15 protein-coding genes are annotated in these 14786 nt (G+C 59.5%); 6 read left to right on the plus strand and 9 right to left on the minus strand.

Annotation, left to right across the window (positions count from 1 at the left end):
• Positions 1-59 precede the first annotated feature (59 nt).
• A complete protein-coding gene (locus tag HX818_RS03070; RefSeq protein WP_003189869.1) occupies positions 60-341 on the minus strand; it encodes a GNAT family N-acetyltransferase in 282 nt (93 codons plus the stop codon).
• 626 nt (positions 342-967) lie between these two features.
• On the opposite strand from HX818_RS03070, the gene oprI reads away from it, so the two are divergent.
• On the plus strand, positions 968-1219 hold the full coding sequence (gene oprI, locus HX818_RS03075) for an outer membrane lipoprotei OprI (protein WP_003172710.1): 252 nt from the start codon (positions 968-970) through the stop codon (positions 1217-1219).
• A 132-nt stretch (positions 1220-1351) separates the two neighbouring features.
• Here the strand turns inward: oprI and HX818_RS03080 are convergent, their stop codons facing one another.
• From HX818_RS03080 to HX818_RS03090, 3 genes are all read right to left on the minus strand, one after another.
• Positions 1352-2320, minus strand: coding sequence for a L,D-transpeptidase family protein (locus HX818_RS03080; RefSeq protein WP_008437756.1), 969 nt, complete (start codon positions 2318-2320; stop codon positions 1352-1354).
• Positions 2321-2392: 72 nt separating this feature from the next.
• Positions 2393-2686, minus strand: coding sequence for a hypothetical protein (locus HX818_RS03085; protein WP_003218723.1), 294 nt, complete (start codon positions 2684-2686; stop codon positions 2393-2395).
• Between the two features lie 58 nt (positions 2687-2744).
• On the minus strand, positions 2745-3350 hold the full coding sequence (locus HX818_RS03090; protein ID WP_003218725.1) for an arylesterase: 606 nt from the start codon (positions 3348-3350) through the stop codon (positions 2745-2747).
• Positions 3351-3360: 10 nt separating this feature from the next.
• Here HX818_RS03090 and HX818_RS03095 point away from each other — a divergent pair, with 10 nt between their 5' ends.
• Together HX818_RS03095 and HX818_RS03100 are read left to right on the plus strand one after the other, a co-directional pair.
• Positions 3361-4044 carry an ABC transporter ATP-binding protein gene (locus HX818_RS03095; protein ID WP_003218726.1) on the plus strand — a complete coding sequence of 228 codons (684 nt, stop codon included), beginning with the start codon at positions 3361-3363 and terminating at the stop codon, positions 4042-4044.
• Complete coding sequence (locus HX818_RS03100) at positions 4044-6554, plus strand: ABC transporter permease (RefSeq protein WP_003218728.1); 2511 nt, start codon at positions 4044-4046, stop codon at positions 6552-6554. Before HX818_RS03095 ends, HX818_RS03100 begins: the two co-directional genes overlap by 1 nt.
• 46 nt (positions 6555-6600) lie before the next feature.
• Here HX818_RS03100 and greB read toward each other — a convergent pair whose 3' ends face one another.
• Positions 6601-7074, minus strand: a complete 474-nt coding sequence (gene greB, locus HX818_RS03105) for a transcription elongation factor GreB (RefSeq protein ID WP_008437752.1) — start codon at positions 7072-7074, stop codon at positions 6601-6603.
• 152 nt (positions 7075-7226) lie between these two features.
• Positions 7227-8456 carry a hypothetical protein gene (locus HX818_RS03110; protein WP_177008076.1) on the minus strand — a complete coding sequence of 410 codons (1230 nt, stop codon included), beginning with the start codon at positions 8454-8456 and terminating at the stop codon, positions 7227-7229.
• A 304-nt stretch (positions 8457-8760) separates the two neighbouring features.
• Between HX818_RS03110 and HX818_RS03115 the strand changes: the two genes are divergently transcribed.
• The 3 genes from HX818_RS03115 to HX818_RS03125 are packed head-to-tail and all read left to right on the plus strand — an operon-like array spanning position 8761 to position 12230.
• Positions 8761-9687 (plus strand): ABC transporter ATP-binding protein, encoded by a 927-nt coding sequence (locus HX818_RS03115; protein WP_177019474.1) that lies wholly within the window; start codon positions 8761-8763, stop codon positions 9685-9687.
• Entirely contained in the window at positions 9684-10409 is a 726-nt protein-coding gene (locus tag HX818_RS03120) for an ABC transporter permease (protein ID WP_177019475.1), read from the plus strand. Before HX818_RS03115 ends, HX818_RS03120 begins: the two co-directional genes overlap by 4 nt.
• A gap of 15 nt (positions 10410-10424) precedes the next feature.
• Positions 10425-12230, plus strand: coding sequence for a Gldg family protein (locus HX818_RS03125; RefSeq protein ID WP_177019476.1), 1806 nt, complete (start codon positions 10425-10427; stop codon positions 12228-12230).
• Between the two features lie 4 nt (positions 12231-12234).
• Here the strand turns inward: HX818_RS03125 and HX818_RS03130 are convergent, their stop codons facing one another.
• The 3 genes from HX818_RS03130 to HX818_RS03140 all read right to left on the minus strand — a co-directional run bounded on the left by HX818_RS03130 (position 12235) and on the right by HX818_RS03140 (position 14759).
• On the minus strand, positions 12235-12543 hold the full coding sequence (locus tag HX818_RS03130) for a hypothetical protein (protein ID WP_003218736.1): 309 nt from the start codon (positions 12541-12543) through the stop codon (positions 12235-12237).
• Between the two features lie 255 nt (positions 12544-12798).
• Positions 12799-13233: a DoxX family protein gene (locus HX818_RS03135; protein WP_177019477.1), complete on the minus strand. Its 435-nt coding sequence runs from the start codon at positions 13231-13233 to the stop codon at positions 12799-12801.
• Positions 13234-13337: 104 nt separating this feature from the next.
• Positions 13338-14759 carry a transglycosylase SLT domain-containing protein gene (locus HX818_RS03140; RefSeq protein ID WP_177019478.1) on the minus strand — a complete coding sequence of 474 codons (1422 nt, stop codon included), beginning with the start codon at positions 14757-14759 and terminating at the stop codon, positions 13338-13340.
• Positions 14760-14786: the final 27 nt, after the last annotated feature.

The raw sequence follows: 14786 nt of genomic DNA on the forward strand, positions 1-14786 counted from the left end.
TCCCCCGCCCTGCGTGGGAATGCATCCTGGGATGCTCTGCGTCCCGCCCTACTCAATGCTCAAAGCTTCGCGGCATGGCGCTGGTGGCGCTCCATGTAGCGCTCAACGTAGGAGCAGGACGGGATCACCGTATAACCTGCCTCTTCGGCGAACTTCAACGCTTCCTCGGTCAGCGCGGCAGCAATGCCACGGCCGCGCAATGCGTTGGGCACGAAGGTGCGATAGATATCCAGGGTCTGCTTCCCGAGATCCATATAGGTCAGATAGGCACGATGACCGTCCACATTGGTCTCGAACTGATGACCAGCCTGGTCATGGTGGATGGACAACGCCTCGCTCATCACTACTCCTCGCGGGTCTTGGTTTCTGACCCCTACCTTACCGATGTTTTTCCGGCGAAGGAACATCTACGCCACCCGGTGCCGGTTTCGACAACGAGAAAAGCGGCCAGTGCCTTGCACTAGCGCTCACAACCAGCACAGGGAAATAGTAGGCGCCAATCGCACAATTGCTCAAGACGCGCTCGTCTTCCGTTGCGCTGGCGGACATAGAAAGGGCCAATCGAGATTCCTTACGTCGATGGCCTGAACATTGCCGGCAGTTGAAGCTTGAGACGAACACGCGCTCTTAAAGTCACCTCAACATGCACAAAAGATACCGAATGGCGAAAAGACAATCTGAACAATAGTGTCAGGGACGATATATAAAATGACTTATGTTTACATGGCTTAACACATGCCAGCCGGCCCTTTCAGGCTGGATCCAATCCTCGGCCGAGTGCAAAAATCTGCATATTTTTTATACAGACTCTCGAAAGATTAGCCAAAATAGATTGGACGCGAGAATTTTTTTTGCTTCTTGCGCTACGTCAGTTTACTTACTACAAGTAATGGGTAGTATGTACGCCGGCTATTAGCTCACTCTGAGAAAGTAGCCATTTAATAGAAAGTCCTTGAAGGGGAACACGATGAACAACGTTCTGAAATTCTCTGCTCTGGCTCTGGCCGCAGTTCTGGCTACCGGTTGCAGCAGCGTCTCCAAAGAAACCGAAGCTCGTCTGACTGCAACTGAAGACGCAGCAGCACGCTCCCAGGCTCGTGCAGACGAAGCCTACCGTAAAGCTGATGAAGCTCTGGCTGCTGCTCAAAAAGCACAACAGACTGCTGACGAAGCTAACGAGCGCGCTCTGCGCATGCTTGAAAAAGCAAGCCGCAAGTAATAATCCTCCGGGGTTGTTATCAAGCCGATCCATTCTTGGATCGGCTTTTTTTTGCCTGTGATTTGGCTGGATTCCAGACAATAAAAAACCCGTCACCGCGCGAGGCGATAACGGGTTATGGATCGTGCAGGCTTACTGCTGCAGATCGACCGGCGTACTCGATACCATCGGCGCCCCGCCGGGTACACCGATTTCCGTCGGCAAACCGTCTTCAGCCGCAACCACGTCACGCACCTGGTCCCAGTTGACCCGCAGGTTGCTGGACAGGTCTTCACGCTTGAGCAAGGCGTTGATGACGGCGGTGTGCTTGTCGACGACCGATGGGGTGCCATCGTCGTTCAGCGGCGTATGGGCTTCCAGGTAGACCTTGCCCCCGGCCGCGCCGAACTTGTAGGCGTCGTTGATAATCCGCACCGACGTGCCCACCGGCACCATGTCGGCCATTTCCAGCACGTTGTTGTTGAACATGCGGAAGCAACCGTGGCTGGTACGGGTACCGATGCCGAACTTCATGTTGGAACCGTGGATCAGGTAGCCCGGCGTGCCGAGGGTGAACTTGAACGGCCCCAGCGGGTTGTCCGGGCCCGCCGGCACGACGTTGGGCAACGGGTCGCCATTGGCGGCGTGTTCTGCCTTGATCGAGGCTGGCGGGGTCCAGGTCGGGTTCGGGATCTTGCCCGTGATGGTGGTGTGGGCCACTGGCGAGCCCCAGCCTTCACGGCCAATCCCCAACGGGAACGTGTACACCACGTTCTGGCCCTTGGGGTAGTAGTAGAGCCGGTACTCCGCCAGGTTGATCACGATGCCTTCACGCGGGCCGGGCGGCAGGATGAAGCGCGTCGGCAACACGATCTCGGTACCCGCTCCCGGCAGCCAGGCATCCACGCCCGGGTTGGCCGCGACCATCTCCGAATAACCCAGGTCGTAGGTGGTGCCGAGGTCCGCGAAGGTATCTTCGTACTTGGCCTTGATCACCTGGACCTGGCCAACGATATCTTCACCCGGTGGCGGCAAAGGCAACTGCAAGGCTGCAGCAGGACCGGCCGCGCAGAGCGCAGCGAGAGACAGGCAGCAGGTGACGGCGGAAAGGCGCGACAACATCCGGGAATTCCTTCGCAGATCGACGGGTAGTAGAAAATGGATTGTACACGGCTGCCCGGCGGGCACCCATATTCAAAGCTCGAAGCGCAGCTCCGGCCAGATCGGCGGTGTGCCGCGTTTTTGCGACTCGAGGATCGCCCGGCACAGGGGGCACAAACGCTGGTCCTGGAAGATCGAGCGATCCACCGATGACCAGCGCGGCTGGGCAGGCAACAACGTGCCGCAGAGGGTGCGGTCGATGGACCCGCCCAACTCCAATTGACGCGTCACCAGATGCACCCGGACTTCCTGGCAGGCGAACAGATCCAGCTGTTCGTCAGGCTCGATCAGTTGGTAGGCAAACAGTGACCAGGCAGGACGCGACATCGGGGGCTCCAAATCGGGGGGGCGCCACCTTAGCCGAAAGACCGCTGCTAGAAAAGCGTCATAGCAGTGGTTTTAGCGTTGGCCAGACATTTTCCAGCAACTTGCCCTGCGCGCCAACCGCCGGGTGCAATTGGTCAGCCTGCATCAGGTCCGGATGACCACCGACGCCTTCAAGGAAAAACGGCACCAGCGGGACGCTTTTTTCCTTGGCCAGGGCCGGGTAGACATTAGCAAACGCGGTGGTGTATTTCGGCCCGTAATTAGGCGGCAACTGCATGCCCAGCAGCAGCACCTTGGCACCGCTGGCCTTGGACTGTTCAATCATCGATGCAAGATTTTGTTTCAATTGCTCGGGTGGCTGCCCACGCAGGCCGTCATTGCCGCCCAGCTCAATGATCACCAGGTCCGGCTTATGCTCTGCAAGCGCCGCCGGCAGCCGCGCCCGGCCTCCGGCACTGGTGTCGCCGCTGATGGAGGCGTTGACCACTTTATCGTCGAAACCTTCGCTCTTGAGCCGTTGTCCCAACAACGCTACCCACCCTTTGCTGGTATCCAGCCCGAAACCGGCACTGATACTATCGCCAACGATCAGGACTGTACCCGCCGCTGCGTTCTGGGCCATGCACATCAAGGCCAGGCCAGCACTCAAAAACCACATTCGCATTGGATTCTCCATGGGCGCAAGCATTCTCACCGCGCGAAACCTTAGCAAAGTGGTTCCCAGCGCGGAAGGTGAACTGACTATCCTGCACGAACTGAGCCTGGAACTGAACAAGGGCGATAGCCTGGCTATCGTCGGCGCCTCCGGTTCCGGCAAATCCACCCTCCTCGGCCTGCTGGCCGGCCTCGACCTGCCCAGCAGTGGCGAAGTCACCCTCGCCGGCCAGGCCCTGAGTACCCTCGACGAAGACCAGCGTGCACGCATCCGCGCCGAGCACGTGGGGTTTGTGTTCCAGTCCTTCCAGTTGCTCGACAGCCTCAACGCGCTGGAAAACGTGATGCTGCCCCTGGAGCTGGACGGCCGCAAGGACGCCCGCGAGCGCGCCAAACACCTGCTGGAGCGTGTCGGCCTGGGCCAGCGTCTCACCCACTCGCCGCGCCAACTCTCGGGGGGTGAGCAGCAACGGGTAGCGATTGCCCGGGCGTTTGCTGCCGAACCGGACGTGCTGTTTGCCGATGAACCCACCGGCAACCTCGACAGCCATACCGGCGAGCGCATCAGCGACCTGCTGTTCGAACTCAACAAAGAGAGCGGCACGACCCTGGTGCTGGTGACCCATGACGAGCGCCTGGCCCACCGTTGCCGTCGCCTGATCCGTCTTGAAGCCGGCCTGATGGTCGCGCCCCTGGAGCCTTGATGGCACGCTTGCCCTTGTTGCGCCTGTTCAGCCTTGCCCTTCGCCAGTTGCTGCGCGATGCCCGCGCCGGCGAACTGCGCGTGCTGTTCTTCGCCCTGCTGGTGGCCGTGGCCGCCAGCACCGCCATCGGTTACTTCGGTGCCCGCCTGAACGGCGCGATGATGTTGCGCGCCACCGAGTTCCTGGCGGCCGACCTGGTGCTGGAAGGCAGTTCACCCGCCCGCACCGAGCAAATCCAGAGTGGCACCGAGCTGGGCCTGCAGCACGCCAGGGTGGTGGAATTCTCCAGCGTGATTGCCACTGACGCTGGCATCCAGCTGTCCAGCATCAAGGCGGTCAACGAGGCGTATCCGTTGCGCGGCGAGCTGAAGAGCGCCGCCGAACCCTTCGCCGAAGAAACTGCCGGAGGTGGCCCCAAACCCGGTGAAGCCTGGGTGGAAGCACGGCTGTTGACGGCACTGAACCTGAAAATCGGCGACAGCATCGACGTCGGCATGAAGACCCTGCGCCTTTCGCGCGTGCTGACCTATGAGCCGGATCGCGCCGGCAACTTCTATAGCCTGACGCCCAGGGTGATGATCAACCTGGCCGACCTTGACGCCACCGGCGTGGTGCAGCCCGGCAGTCGCGTGAGTTATCGCGACCTGTGGCGCGCGCCACAAGGCGGCACCGTGCTGCAAACCTATCGCGACCTGGTCAAGCCCGGCCTGGCTGCCAACCAGCGGCTGCAGGATGCGCGCGACGGCAACCAGCAGATCGGCGGCGCGCTGGGCAAGGCCGAACGTTACTTGAACATGGCCAGCCTGGTGGCGGTGCTGCTCTCCGGCGTGGCCGTGGCGCTCTCGGCCAATCGCTTCGCCAGCCGACGCTTTGATGCCAGCGCCTTGCTGCGCTGCCTCGGGTTGTCGCGACGCGAAACCATGTTGCTGTTCAGCCTGCAATTGGCCGTGCTGGGGTTGCTGGCCAGCCTGACCGGCGCCCTGCTCGGCTGGCTGGCGCAATTGGGCCTGTTTGCGCTGTTGCATGACCTGCTGCCGGCGGACGTTCCACCCGGCGGGCTGCTGCCGGCCGTTGCCGGGATTGGCACCGGGCTGGTAGCCCTCGCCGGTTTCGCCCTGCCGCCGCTGGCCGCCCTGGGGCGGGTGCCGCCACTGCGGGTATTGCGCCGCGACTTGCTGCCAATCCCTTCCAGCACCTGGATGGTCTACGGCGCCGCACTCTTCGCCCTGGGCCTGATCATGTGGCGCTTGAGCCTCGACCTGGTGCTGACCTTCGCCCTGCTGGGTGGCGGCGTGATTGCTGCACTGGTTCTCGGCGGCCTGCTGCTCCTGTTGCTGCAAAGCCTGCGACGCCTGCTGGCCCGGGCCTCCCTGCCCTGGCGCCTGGGGCTGGGCCAGTTGCTGCGTCATCCCCTGGCCGCCGCGGGGCAGTCACTGGCGTTCGGGCTGATCCTGTTATCCATGGGCTTGATCGCGTTGTTGCGCGGCGAATTGCTGGACACCTGGCAGAACCAGTTGCCCAAGGACGCCCCCAACTATTTCGCCCTGAACATCCTGCCCGCCGACAAAGACACCTTCGGCGCACGCCTGCTGGAATTACAGGCGCAATCGGCTCCGCTGTATCCGGTGGTACCGGGACGACTGATCAGCATCAATGGCTCGCCAGTGCAGGAGATTGTCAGCAAGGACTCCAGCGGCGATCGTGCAGTACAGCGAGACTTGAGCCTGACCTGGGCCGCCGACCTGCCACCGGGAAACAAGCTGACGGCGGGCTCCTGGTGGACGGCGCAACCGACCGACGAGATTCCAGGCGTCTCGGTGGAGGCCAAGGTCGCCGACAGCCTGAAACTCAAGCTCAACGATCACCTGGTGTTTACCGTCGGCGGGGAAAACCGCGAAGCGCGGGTCACCAGCCTGCGGGAAATCAACTGGGACAACTTCCAGCCCAACTTCTTCATGATCTTCCAGCCCGGCACCCTGAAGGACCTGCCGGCCACCTACCTGACCAGCTTCTACCTCGCACCCGGCCATGACCAACAGATCGTCGACCTGTCCCGGGCCTTCCCGGCGGTGACCATCCTGCAGGTGGAGGCATTGCTGGAACAACTGCGCAGCATCCTGGCCCAAGTCACCCTGGCGGTGGAGTACGTGCTGTTGTTTGTCCTGGCCGCGGGGATGGCGGTGTTGTTCTCCGGGCTCCAGGCAACCCTCGATGAGCGGATTCGCCAGGGCGCCCTGCTGCGGGCGCTGGGGGCTGAGCGCAAGTTGCTGGTCAAGGCCCGGCGTATCGAGTTCGGGCTGTTGGGCGCGGTCAGCGGGCTGTTGGCGGCGTTGGGTACGGAACTGGTGACACTGGTGCTGTACCGCTACGCGTTCGACCTGACCTGGCACCCGCATCCGTGGCTATTGCTGCTGCCGGTGATAGGCGCCGTGCTGATCGGCGGTGCCGGCGTGTTCGGCACCCGCCGCGCACTGAATGCCAGCCCGTTGACGGTGCTGCGCGAGGGCTGAAAACGCAAATGGCCCGCACGCGTTCATGCGTACGGGCCATCCGTTGTCACTTCACATATTCGATAGCGGTGATCCACCAGCACACTTCGCCACTGGGGGTCTGCACGAGCGCCTCGTCATCCACTTCCTTGCGCAACAGTGCCCGGGCCATGGGTGAGTCGATGGAGATGTAGTCCATACGTTCATAGATCTCGTCGTACCCCACGATGCGAAACCGCTTGGTCTCGCCCTGTTCGTTTTCAATCTCCACCCAGGCGCCGAAAAACACCTTCCCTTCCTGCTCGGGCATATACTCGACCACGCGCATGTCTTCCAGGCGCTTGCGTAAATAACGCACCCGACGATCAATTTCCCGCAGCAGCTTCTTGTTGTACTGGTAGTCAGCGTTTTCGCTCCTGTCCCCCAGGGAGGCCGCCCACGTCACTTTGCGGGTGGTATCAGGGCGCTTTTCTCGCCACAGGTAATCAAGCTCCTTTTTCAGGGCCTCATGACCTTCTTTGGTAATCAGCTTGGTGCTCAAAAGCTCTACATCCCCTGGAAGTTTGCATTTTTCAGACCCGCTGCCGCATCAGGCACAACGCATTTAACGCCCGATGTCGGCTGTGGGGGTCGATGATAAATGAACTCGGGAAAGTAGCCAGACCCACCGGCGGATTCCGGCAACGACGCGTATCAGTCAGCCTCCGTCTGGGTCGGGCCGCATTCAGGCTGGCCGCGCCCGTTCTCGCCAAGCCATGCAAGTGACTCATCCAGGGATTGAAGCGTAACCCTCAGGTTGTCCCGCAGGACAGGCAACTGGAACAGCGCAGCCGTCAGCTGTTGCTCCTTGAGGCGCACCGCAAGGTCACGGTCGTGCAACTGGGCTTCCTGGCTCTCCAGGTAGCGCGCACGCTCGTCCATTCGACGCTGCTCTGTCTGGTTCAGCGCCGAGCTGCCAGCCAGATGCTCCTCCCGGAGGGCCAGCGTGCGGGCCAACTGTTCCAGGGACGTTTCCTTTTCGGCAATCCTATCGGCACTCCGCTGACTCTCCTGCTCAAGGTCAGCCTTTTCCTGGCGCAGTTCGAGACGCAACTGATCAAGCGCTTCTTCCTGCTTGAGCACGCTGAGCTTTTGCTGCGTCAGCTCCTGTGACAATCGGGAAAGATTGGCCAGCGTATCGTCCACTTCAAACAACGAGGATGACTCATTCCGGGCAGGCATGGGCGGCGGCGCCTGGGGGACCGGTTCAGGTTGTTGGACTATGGGCGCCGGCACTGGCGCAGCGACAGCAGGCGCCTCGATCGGTGCCTGTAGTGGCGCCTCAACGAGCGGCTCGGATATCTCGAGCTCAGCCTCGGGCGCCTGCGCCACCGGCTCGGGCAATGACCGCGCAGGCTCTGAAGGATCGGGGGACCTGGGAGCAGACACCATTCTTGAGGAGAAACGAATCGACGGCACGATCAACGTATTGCTTTCAATGGCGGGCAAACCGGGCGCCGACGTTCCCAGGGTAATCACCTTCATCACCAGGGATTTCTTGATCGTCAACGAGTGATGATCTTCAGGCCTGGCCGGGGGCAATTTGCAGCCTTTCAAATCAACAAAATGAAAGGGAATCTGAGTTTCGCCGCTGCTTGCAGATTTTGCCCCGGGAGCAGCCGCGAGCGTCAGGATTTGCTTGAAGACATGGGTCGCTATTTGCAGGTCTTCCTTGGAGTCTATCGCCCCCAGAAAGTAACGTTCGGACTTTTTGCGCAACGCTGCGATGTACACCCGTGAACTACCGGGCTCTGTTTCTTCATCCAGACTGTAGGCAAGAAAGTTTGAAGAGATCTGCGCCACCGCAAAACCACAAAGCAGTGCACCATTGACCGGCGCATCATGCCCGGACTGTTCAAGAACAAGGGTACGTAGAAGCAGCATGACATCAGGCTCCATTTCAAATTGGCATAAACTTTAAATAAACACCAAATAAACAACGACTGTAATTAAATCATCAAAAGCAAAACAATTGTTTCAGCGAGTCATAGTCTGGCATGTAGGACTTATCTTATTCAGCCCCCTCAGCATTTCCAAGAGCGTTTATTGAACGTACCATTTTTTAACAGTGCGACACCGGAAAAGCTTCAACATAAAAAGATTTCAAGCATTGAATTTCGAACATTCACAACCTGCTGTTCACCCAGGTTAATCCAGCCTTGCCATATCCATTCAGTAGAAAAGCATAATGATCGAGATAACGAGCCTGACAAAAACCATGGGCGGAAAAAACATTATTCATGACTTCTCATTCAACGCCCAACCCCAGGAATGCCTCGGGCTGTTTGGAAATGATGGTGCGGGAAAAACAACTATTATCAAAATGATCTCAGGCTCGACTACACCCTCTTCAGGCCATATAAAAATATTCGGTAACGATATCGCCCTGAACGCATTCCAGGCAAAGAAAGTCACCGGCTACCAGCCAGAGCGACTCTTGAGCCATGGTGCAATGAGCGTAAAGGCCTTTCTCGGTTTCATTGCCGAAATACGCGGATTCCGCGGCGCGGAAAAACGCAAGATGATTGACCGGGCAGTTGCACGACTTGAGCTGTGGCGAATACTCAAAAGCCCGGTGGAAACCCTCACGGACGGGTTGAAACGCAAGGTAGCCATCGCCCAGGCAATCCTGCATGACCCCGGCCTGCTGTTGCTCGACGAGCCAACAGAAGGTCTGAGTGCCGACCAGAAACACAAAGTCAGAATGCTCATCAAGTCGCTCAGCGACGAGATGACGATCATTGTCGCGTCCCGTGCGCCGGAAGAACTGACCGGTATTTGTACCCGCGCACTGGTGATAGCCGACGGTCGATTGGTGGCAGACACCTCGGTGCCCGAACTGCAGCGCAGCTCACGTCATCACCAGGCGGTCACCCTTGCAGCCGACACACCACTGGACCTGTTGGCCCTGGCGGTATTGCCCGGGGTCGCCGGCATCGAGGAAGACCGCGAGACTCCCGGCACAGTGACCGTACTCGCCCTGCCGGGGCAAATCATCTACCCCCACATCAATGCACTGGTCACCCAGCGCCGCTGGAAGCTCAATGCCCTGAACCTGGAAGCCGGGCGCCTGGATGACGTTGTGCACCATATGAGCCAGGAGGCATCGATTTGAAACTTCTCCCGGTCATATTCAAGCGTCAACTGGTCAGTTATCTTTCGGCTCCCCTCACTTACCTGAGCACTGCGGTTTTCCTGACCGCCGCTGCTGTATTTGGCTTCCATGCAACCCGGTTACTGGAAGTCGGCAGTGCCGACTTGCAGGGCTTCTTCCAGTTGCACCCCTGGCTCTACTTACTGTTGACACCTGTTCTATGCACTCGGCTTTGGGCCGACGAGCCCACCACCGGTTCCATGGAGTTCCTGAAAACCCTGCCCGTCACACGTTTCGAGATAGTGGTCGGAAAGTTTCTGGCGGCCTGGATTGTTTCTGGCGTGGCTCTGCTGTTGACCTTCCCGATAGTCATCACCCTCAACTATTTTGGCAATCCGGACAATACAGTCATTGCATCACAATACCTGGGAAGTTGGGTATTGGCCGGATGTTATCTATCCGTGGGTTGTTTTATCTGCGCACTGACACACCATCGCGCGATTATATTCACCGTAACCCTGTGCTTGCTGCTGACCGCCAGTGGCCTGTCATCCATTCTTGATGCGATTGAACATCAAGTTCCGGTATGGCTGATTGACCGCCTTCTTTCCCTGAGCCCGTCTGCGCGTTTTGACGCCATTGACCAAGGGGTACTGGCTCTTCAAGACAGTTTGTACTTCATCAGTATGATCATCGCCTTTCTTGGCGCGACGGTCATTGTCCTGAATGTAAGAAACGGTTGAGAGGGACACATCACGATGAAAACGCGACTAAGTGCCAGCCTCACAATTATCACGCTCCTGTTACTGTTTCTCGCTTTTAACCTGGTCTGGGCACTGAAACTTCCAAATCCACGGCTGGATTTTTCGGAACAGAACATCCATACACTTTCCGATCCTGTACAGACTATGCTCGGTTCACTGGAAAGACCGGTGGATCTGTACTTCTTCAATTCAAGCAACCGTGCACACAAAGCCAACGCCGTTGAAAGCTACGCTAAACGGGTAGAGCTGTTGCTCAAGGAATATGAAAAAGCGGCAAAGGGCAAAATCAACCTGCACCTCATCGACCCCACCCCTTTTTCTGAAGATGAATACAAAGCCAGGTTACTGGGACTTGACGAACAACACGGATTCTTCGGCCTGGTGGGTACCAGCGCGGGCCATGCGCCCCATAGCATCCCGTCATTCAGCCCGGACCGGGAGTCACTGCTGGAGTATGAAATCAGCCATTTGATTCATAAGGTGATCCACCCCGAGCAACCCGTCATGGGCGTGATCTCCCGGCTGCCAATAAACGGTGAGCGAGATGAACGCAACGGCGTTAATACGCCTCCCTGGCAGGTGTTGCAAGAGATCCGTCGCCAGTTCAACGTGGTGAGCCTGGAGCCGGGTATCGCGCAAATTCCTGAACACGTCAAAACCCTGATGGTGGTTCATCCCGGCAACCTGCCTGACCAAACCCTTTACGCAATAGACCAGTTTGTATTGGGCGCAGGCAAGTTGATGATGTTTATCGACCCGCTTGTCGGGCTGGACACCAGCGTCACGGCCCCGGAAAACCCCAGGCTGGAGGCATTGCTGTCCGCCTGGGGCATCCAGATGCCCGCGAACAAGGTGATTGCCGATCGCGACTATGCCACTTCGGTGATCCTGACCACGGGCCAGCCGCCTGTGCGCCATCCCGCGGCACTGACCTTGCCCCGCCAGGCGATGGCACAGGATGACATCAGCGCCTGGAAACTTCACAACGTCAACGTCTTGAGCAGCGGCGCCCTGGCCCCTGCCAAGAGAAGCCGCATGACCTTCACCCCGTTGCTGCAAAGCTCCGCGCACGCCGCGCTGTTTGAGACAGAGCACTTTGTCCTGCCAGCGCAGCTCAATTCACTGATCAATGAAACAGCCACTCGCGCTCAACAACAGGTGATCGCCGCCCGCGTCGAAGGGCCCGCCTATTCCGCCTTTCCTGACGGCATCAGTGGGCGTAACACCGGCTTGCAAAAGGCTGCGAACATCCATGTGGTCGTGGTCGCCGACACTGACCTGCTCAGCGATCGCGTGTCTGGAATGCTCCAGAAGCATCGCGCGGCGGGTAGCCCGTTGTCAGATAACGCGATGTTTGTATTGAACACCCTGGACAACCTGGCGGCGCCCGATGCACTGATGAACATTCGCCCTCGCGCAGGCGGTGCTCGATCACTGCAGGTGCTGCAGGCAATGCGCGAAGACGCGGCACTGGCCTACGGTGAGAAGTCCGCCGAACTGGCGCAACGCCTGGAACAAACGGAAAAGGAATGGCAACTGCTCAACCCCCCGACAATTTCCCCGGGCCCTCAGGCTGCAACCTCCAACACACTGCTGCAAGCGCTCAACAAGGAGCGCTTGCGAATCCCCATGGAAATTCACGCGCTGAAGGTCCAGTCATACGCCGAGGTTCACGCCCTGGAACGCAAAGTGAAGCTGCTCAATATCGTGCCTGTACCGCTGATACTGTGCCTGATTGCGGGGGGTATTTTCCTGTTGCGTCGCCGTCACCGGCACCTGCCTTCAGCAGCGTTCTACTGAGGGCTCAACGCCGGGCGATCAGCCCTTGCCGGGCAATGCGGGTCAGTTGGCGTATCACTTCGCCCGCGTCGCTGGCACTGGGTGCCTGAATGACGGCCAGGTCGAAGCTGTTGGACGCAAAGCGCGCAAGGGAGTCGCCGTCTTCGACAAACTGGATCAGAAAGGCCGAAGGCCGCCCCGTGCGGCGCGGCCAGCCATCCAGATAGCGCAGCAACGTCGGCTGATGCTTGCCGCCCAAGAGGATTTTAGGATTGCGTTGGGTCAGGTCCGCGGTGATCGGGGCCAGGCGTATGAGGGGGCGTAGTGCATTCATTGTGTCGTGTCTCTGCCTCAAAAGTCTGCGGGCAGGTGAGAGGCAACACCGAACCAGCGCTTTAGCGGAATTTCGAAGCTGGCCCATGGCTCTGGCTTCTGTCGGGACTGTGATCAGTCACCCGTGGCGCCCCGCAATTAGCTGTTTAAATCGGCGCATGGGCAACATCCTAGAGAAGCCTGTAGGGCGGTGTCAAGAATCCCGAGCAACGAAAAGGCCCGCACTGGGCGGGCCTTTTAAGGGGGGTTCGCGGTATCAGTGAGTGATGACGCGGTCTGCGGACAATTTGCCCGCACCTTCCAACAACACGGCCAGCGTACCGCCCAGCAGCGCCAGGGCGAACTCGTAGCCGTTGTTGGCCATGAACAAACCGTTATGGATATGCACCGAGAAAATCGCCACCAGGGAAATGATCGACAGGCCGAGTGCCGCCGGCCGCGCCAGCAAACCAATGATCAGCGCCAGCCCGGCGAAGAACTCGGTACCACCGGACAACACCGCCATCAGGGTACCCGGGGCCAGGCCGATACTTTCCATCCACTGGGCAGTGCCCGCGAGGCCGCCGCCGCCAAACCAGCCAAAGAGCTTTTGCGAACCGTGGGCGGCGAAGATGATCCCGACAAAAATCCGCAGGACAGTCAGGCCGTAGCCGGCGCGGGTGGAGAGGATGCGGGTGATCAATGGGCTCATGCTGATAATCCTTTTCAAGGTAGGGGTTGGGTTGGCCGCTATATTAATCAGTTTAAACAATGATAAAAGCCGATAAAACGGCTCATAATTATCGAATTAATAGATTATTTCCGTGAGGCAACCCGTGGCGCTGCCGGCTCCAACGACTCCCGCTCACGATCAAACGCCAGGTAATACTTGTTCACGCTATTAACATAGCTGACGCCGCTCATTCCCACCTGCTCCATGGCAATGCGCTCGACCTGGAAAAACCATTGGTTTGGGTTAAGCCCCCGCCGCCGCGCCTCGGCACGCATTCCCTGGACCCGCTCGGGCCCCATGTTGTAGGCCGCCAGCACAAACGCCATGCGCTCGCGCTCGTTGAGCTTGGGGCTTGAGAAGAACTTGCGCCGGATCATCGCCAGGTACCGCGCGCCCGCCTGCACATTGTTGTCCAGGCTTTCGATGTTGTTCACCCCGACCCGCTGCGCCGCCGATGGCGTGATCTGCATCAGCCCGGTGGGGCCGCCGCTGCTGCGAGCGCCAGGGTCCAGGGCAGATTCCTTGAACGCCAGCGCGGCCAGGTTCAGCCAGTCCATGCCCTGCTCGCGGGCATGCTTTTGCAGCACCGGGCGCAGTTTTTCCAGGCGCTGGCGGTCGACGCGAGCCAGTGGATAACGTACCTGGTAGAGGCGGCGGTAGATGCGCTGGAACGCCACATCCTGATCGGACGGCGTGCGGTAGGTCTTGAGGAAGCGATCAATACTGGCCCGCAGCATCGAGGCATCCTGGCGCACAAACCAATACTCTTCGCCCGGCTCGCTGATGGTCACTTGCCGGTCGAAACGCAGCTTGGGCAGGATCTTCGCCCAGCGTTCGGCAATCGGCCGCTCGACAATGGTCAGGTGGAAAATCCCGGCCTGTACCATCTCCAGCACGTCCTCTACCGCGAGGCTCGGATCCACCCATTCCACCTTCACCGGCGGCAATTTGTGCAGCGCCAGCTTCTGGTTGACCTGGCTGATCGCATCCGACGCGGCACTGCCCGTGGTCAAGGCCAGCGTGCGCCCGGACAGTTGCTCCAGCCGGGTAAACCGCCGCTCGCCCTTCAGCCCCACCAGCCATAACGGCACGTCGCTGGCGATCGGGTCGCTGGTGGCAATCTTGTGGGCGGCCTTCACATCCAGCAATTCGCCGGGTGCCACCAGGTCGCCCTCGCCACGGGCCAATGCGCCAATCAACTGATCCTTGGCCTTGGGAATAATCTTGAGGTTGATTTCCTCGCCGTCACGGGCGTGACCGTTGAGGTATTGCTCGAAAGCGCGTAGGCGATGGTATTCAACACCGATGGCCTGGCCCTGGACTTCGCCGGAACTGTTGCGGCTCTGGTTGACCAATACCCGCAAGGTGCGGCTGCTGCGGATTTCCGCAAGGTCGCGGACCTTGCCGGGCCGGGTCACTTCCAGCGGCCCGTCCAGACGCGCAACCGCCGCCGTGGGCAGCAGTAACGTCAGGCACAACACAAGCAACGCCGAGGGTCGGATCATCCGCTCTCCGGAAGAAAGAATACTGCC

The sequence above is a fragment of the Pseudomonas sp. F9001 genome, assembly GCF_013385435.1.
Taxonomy (GTDB): Bacteria; Pseudomonadota; Gammaproteobacteria; order Pseudomonadales; family Pseudomonadaceae; genus Aquipseudomonas.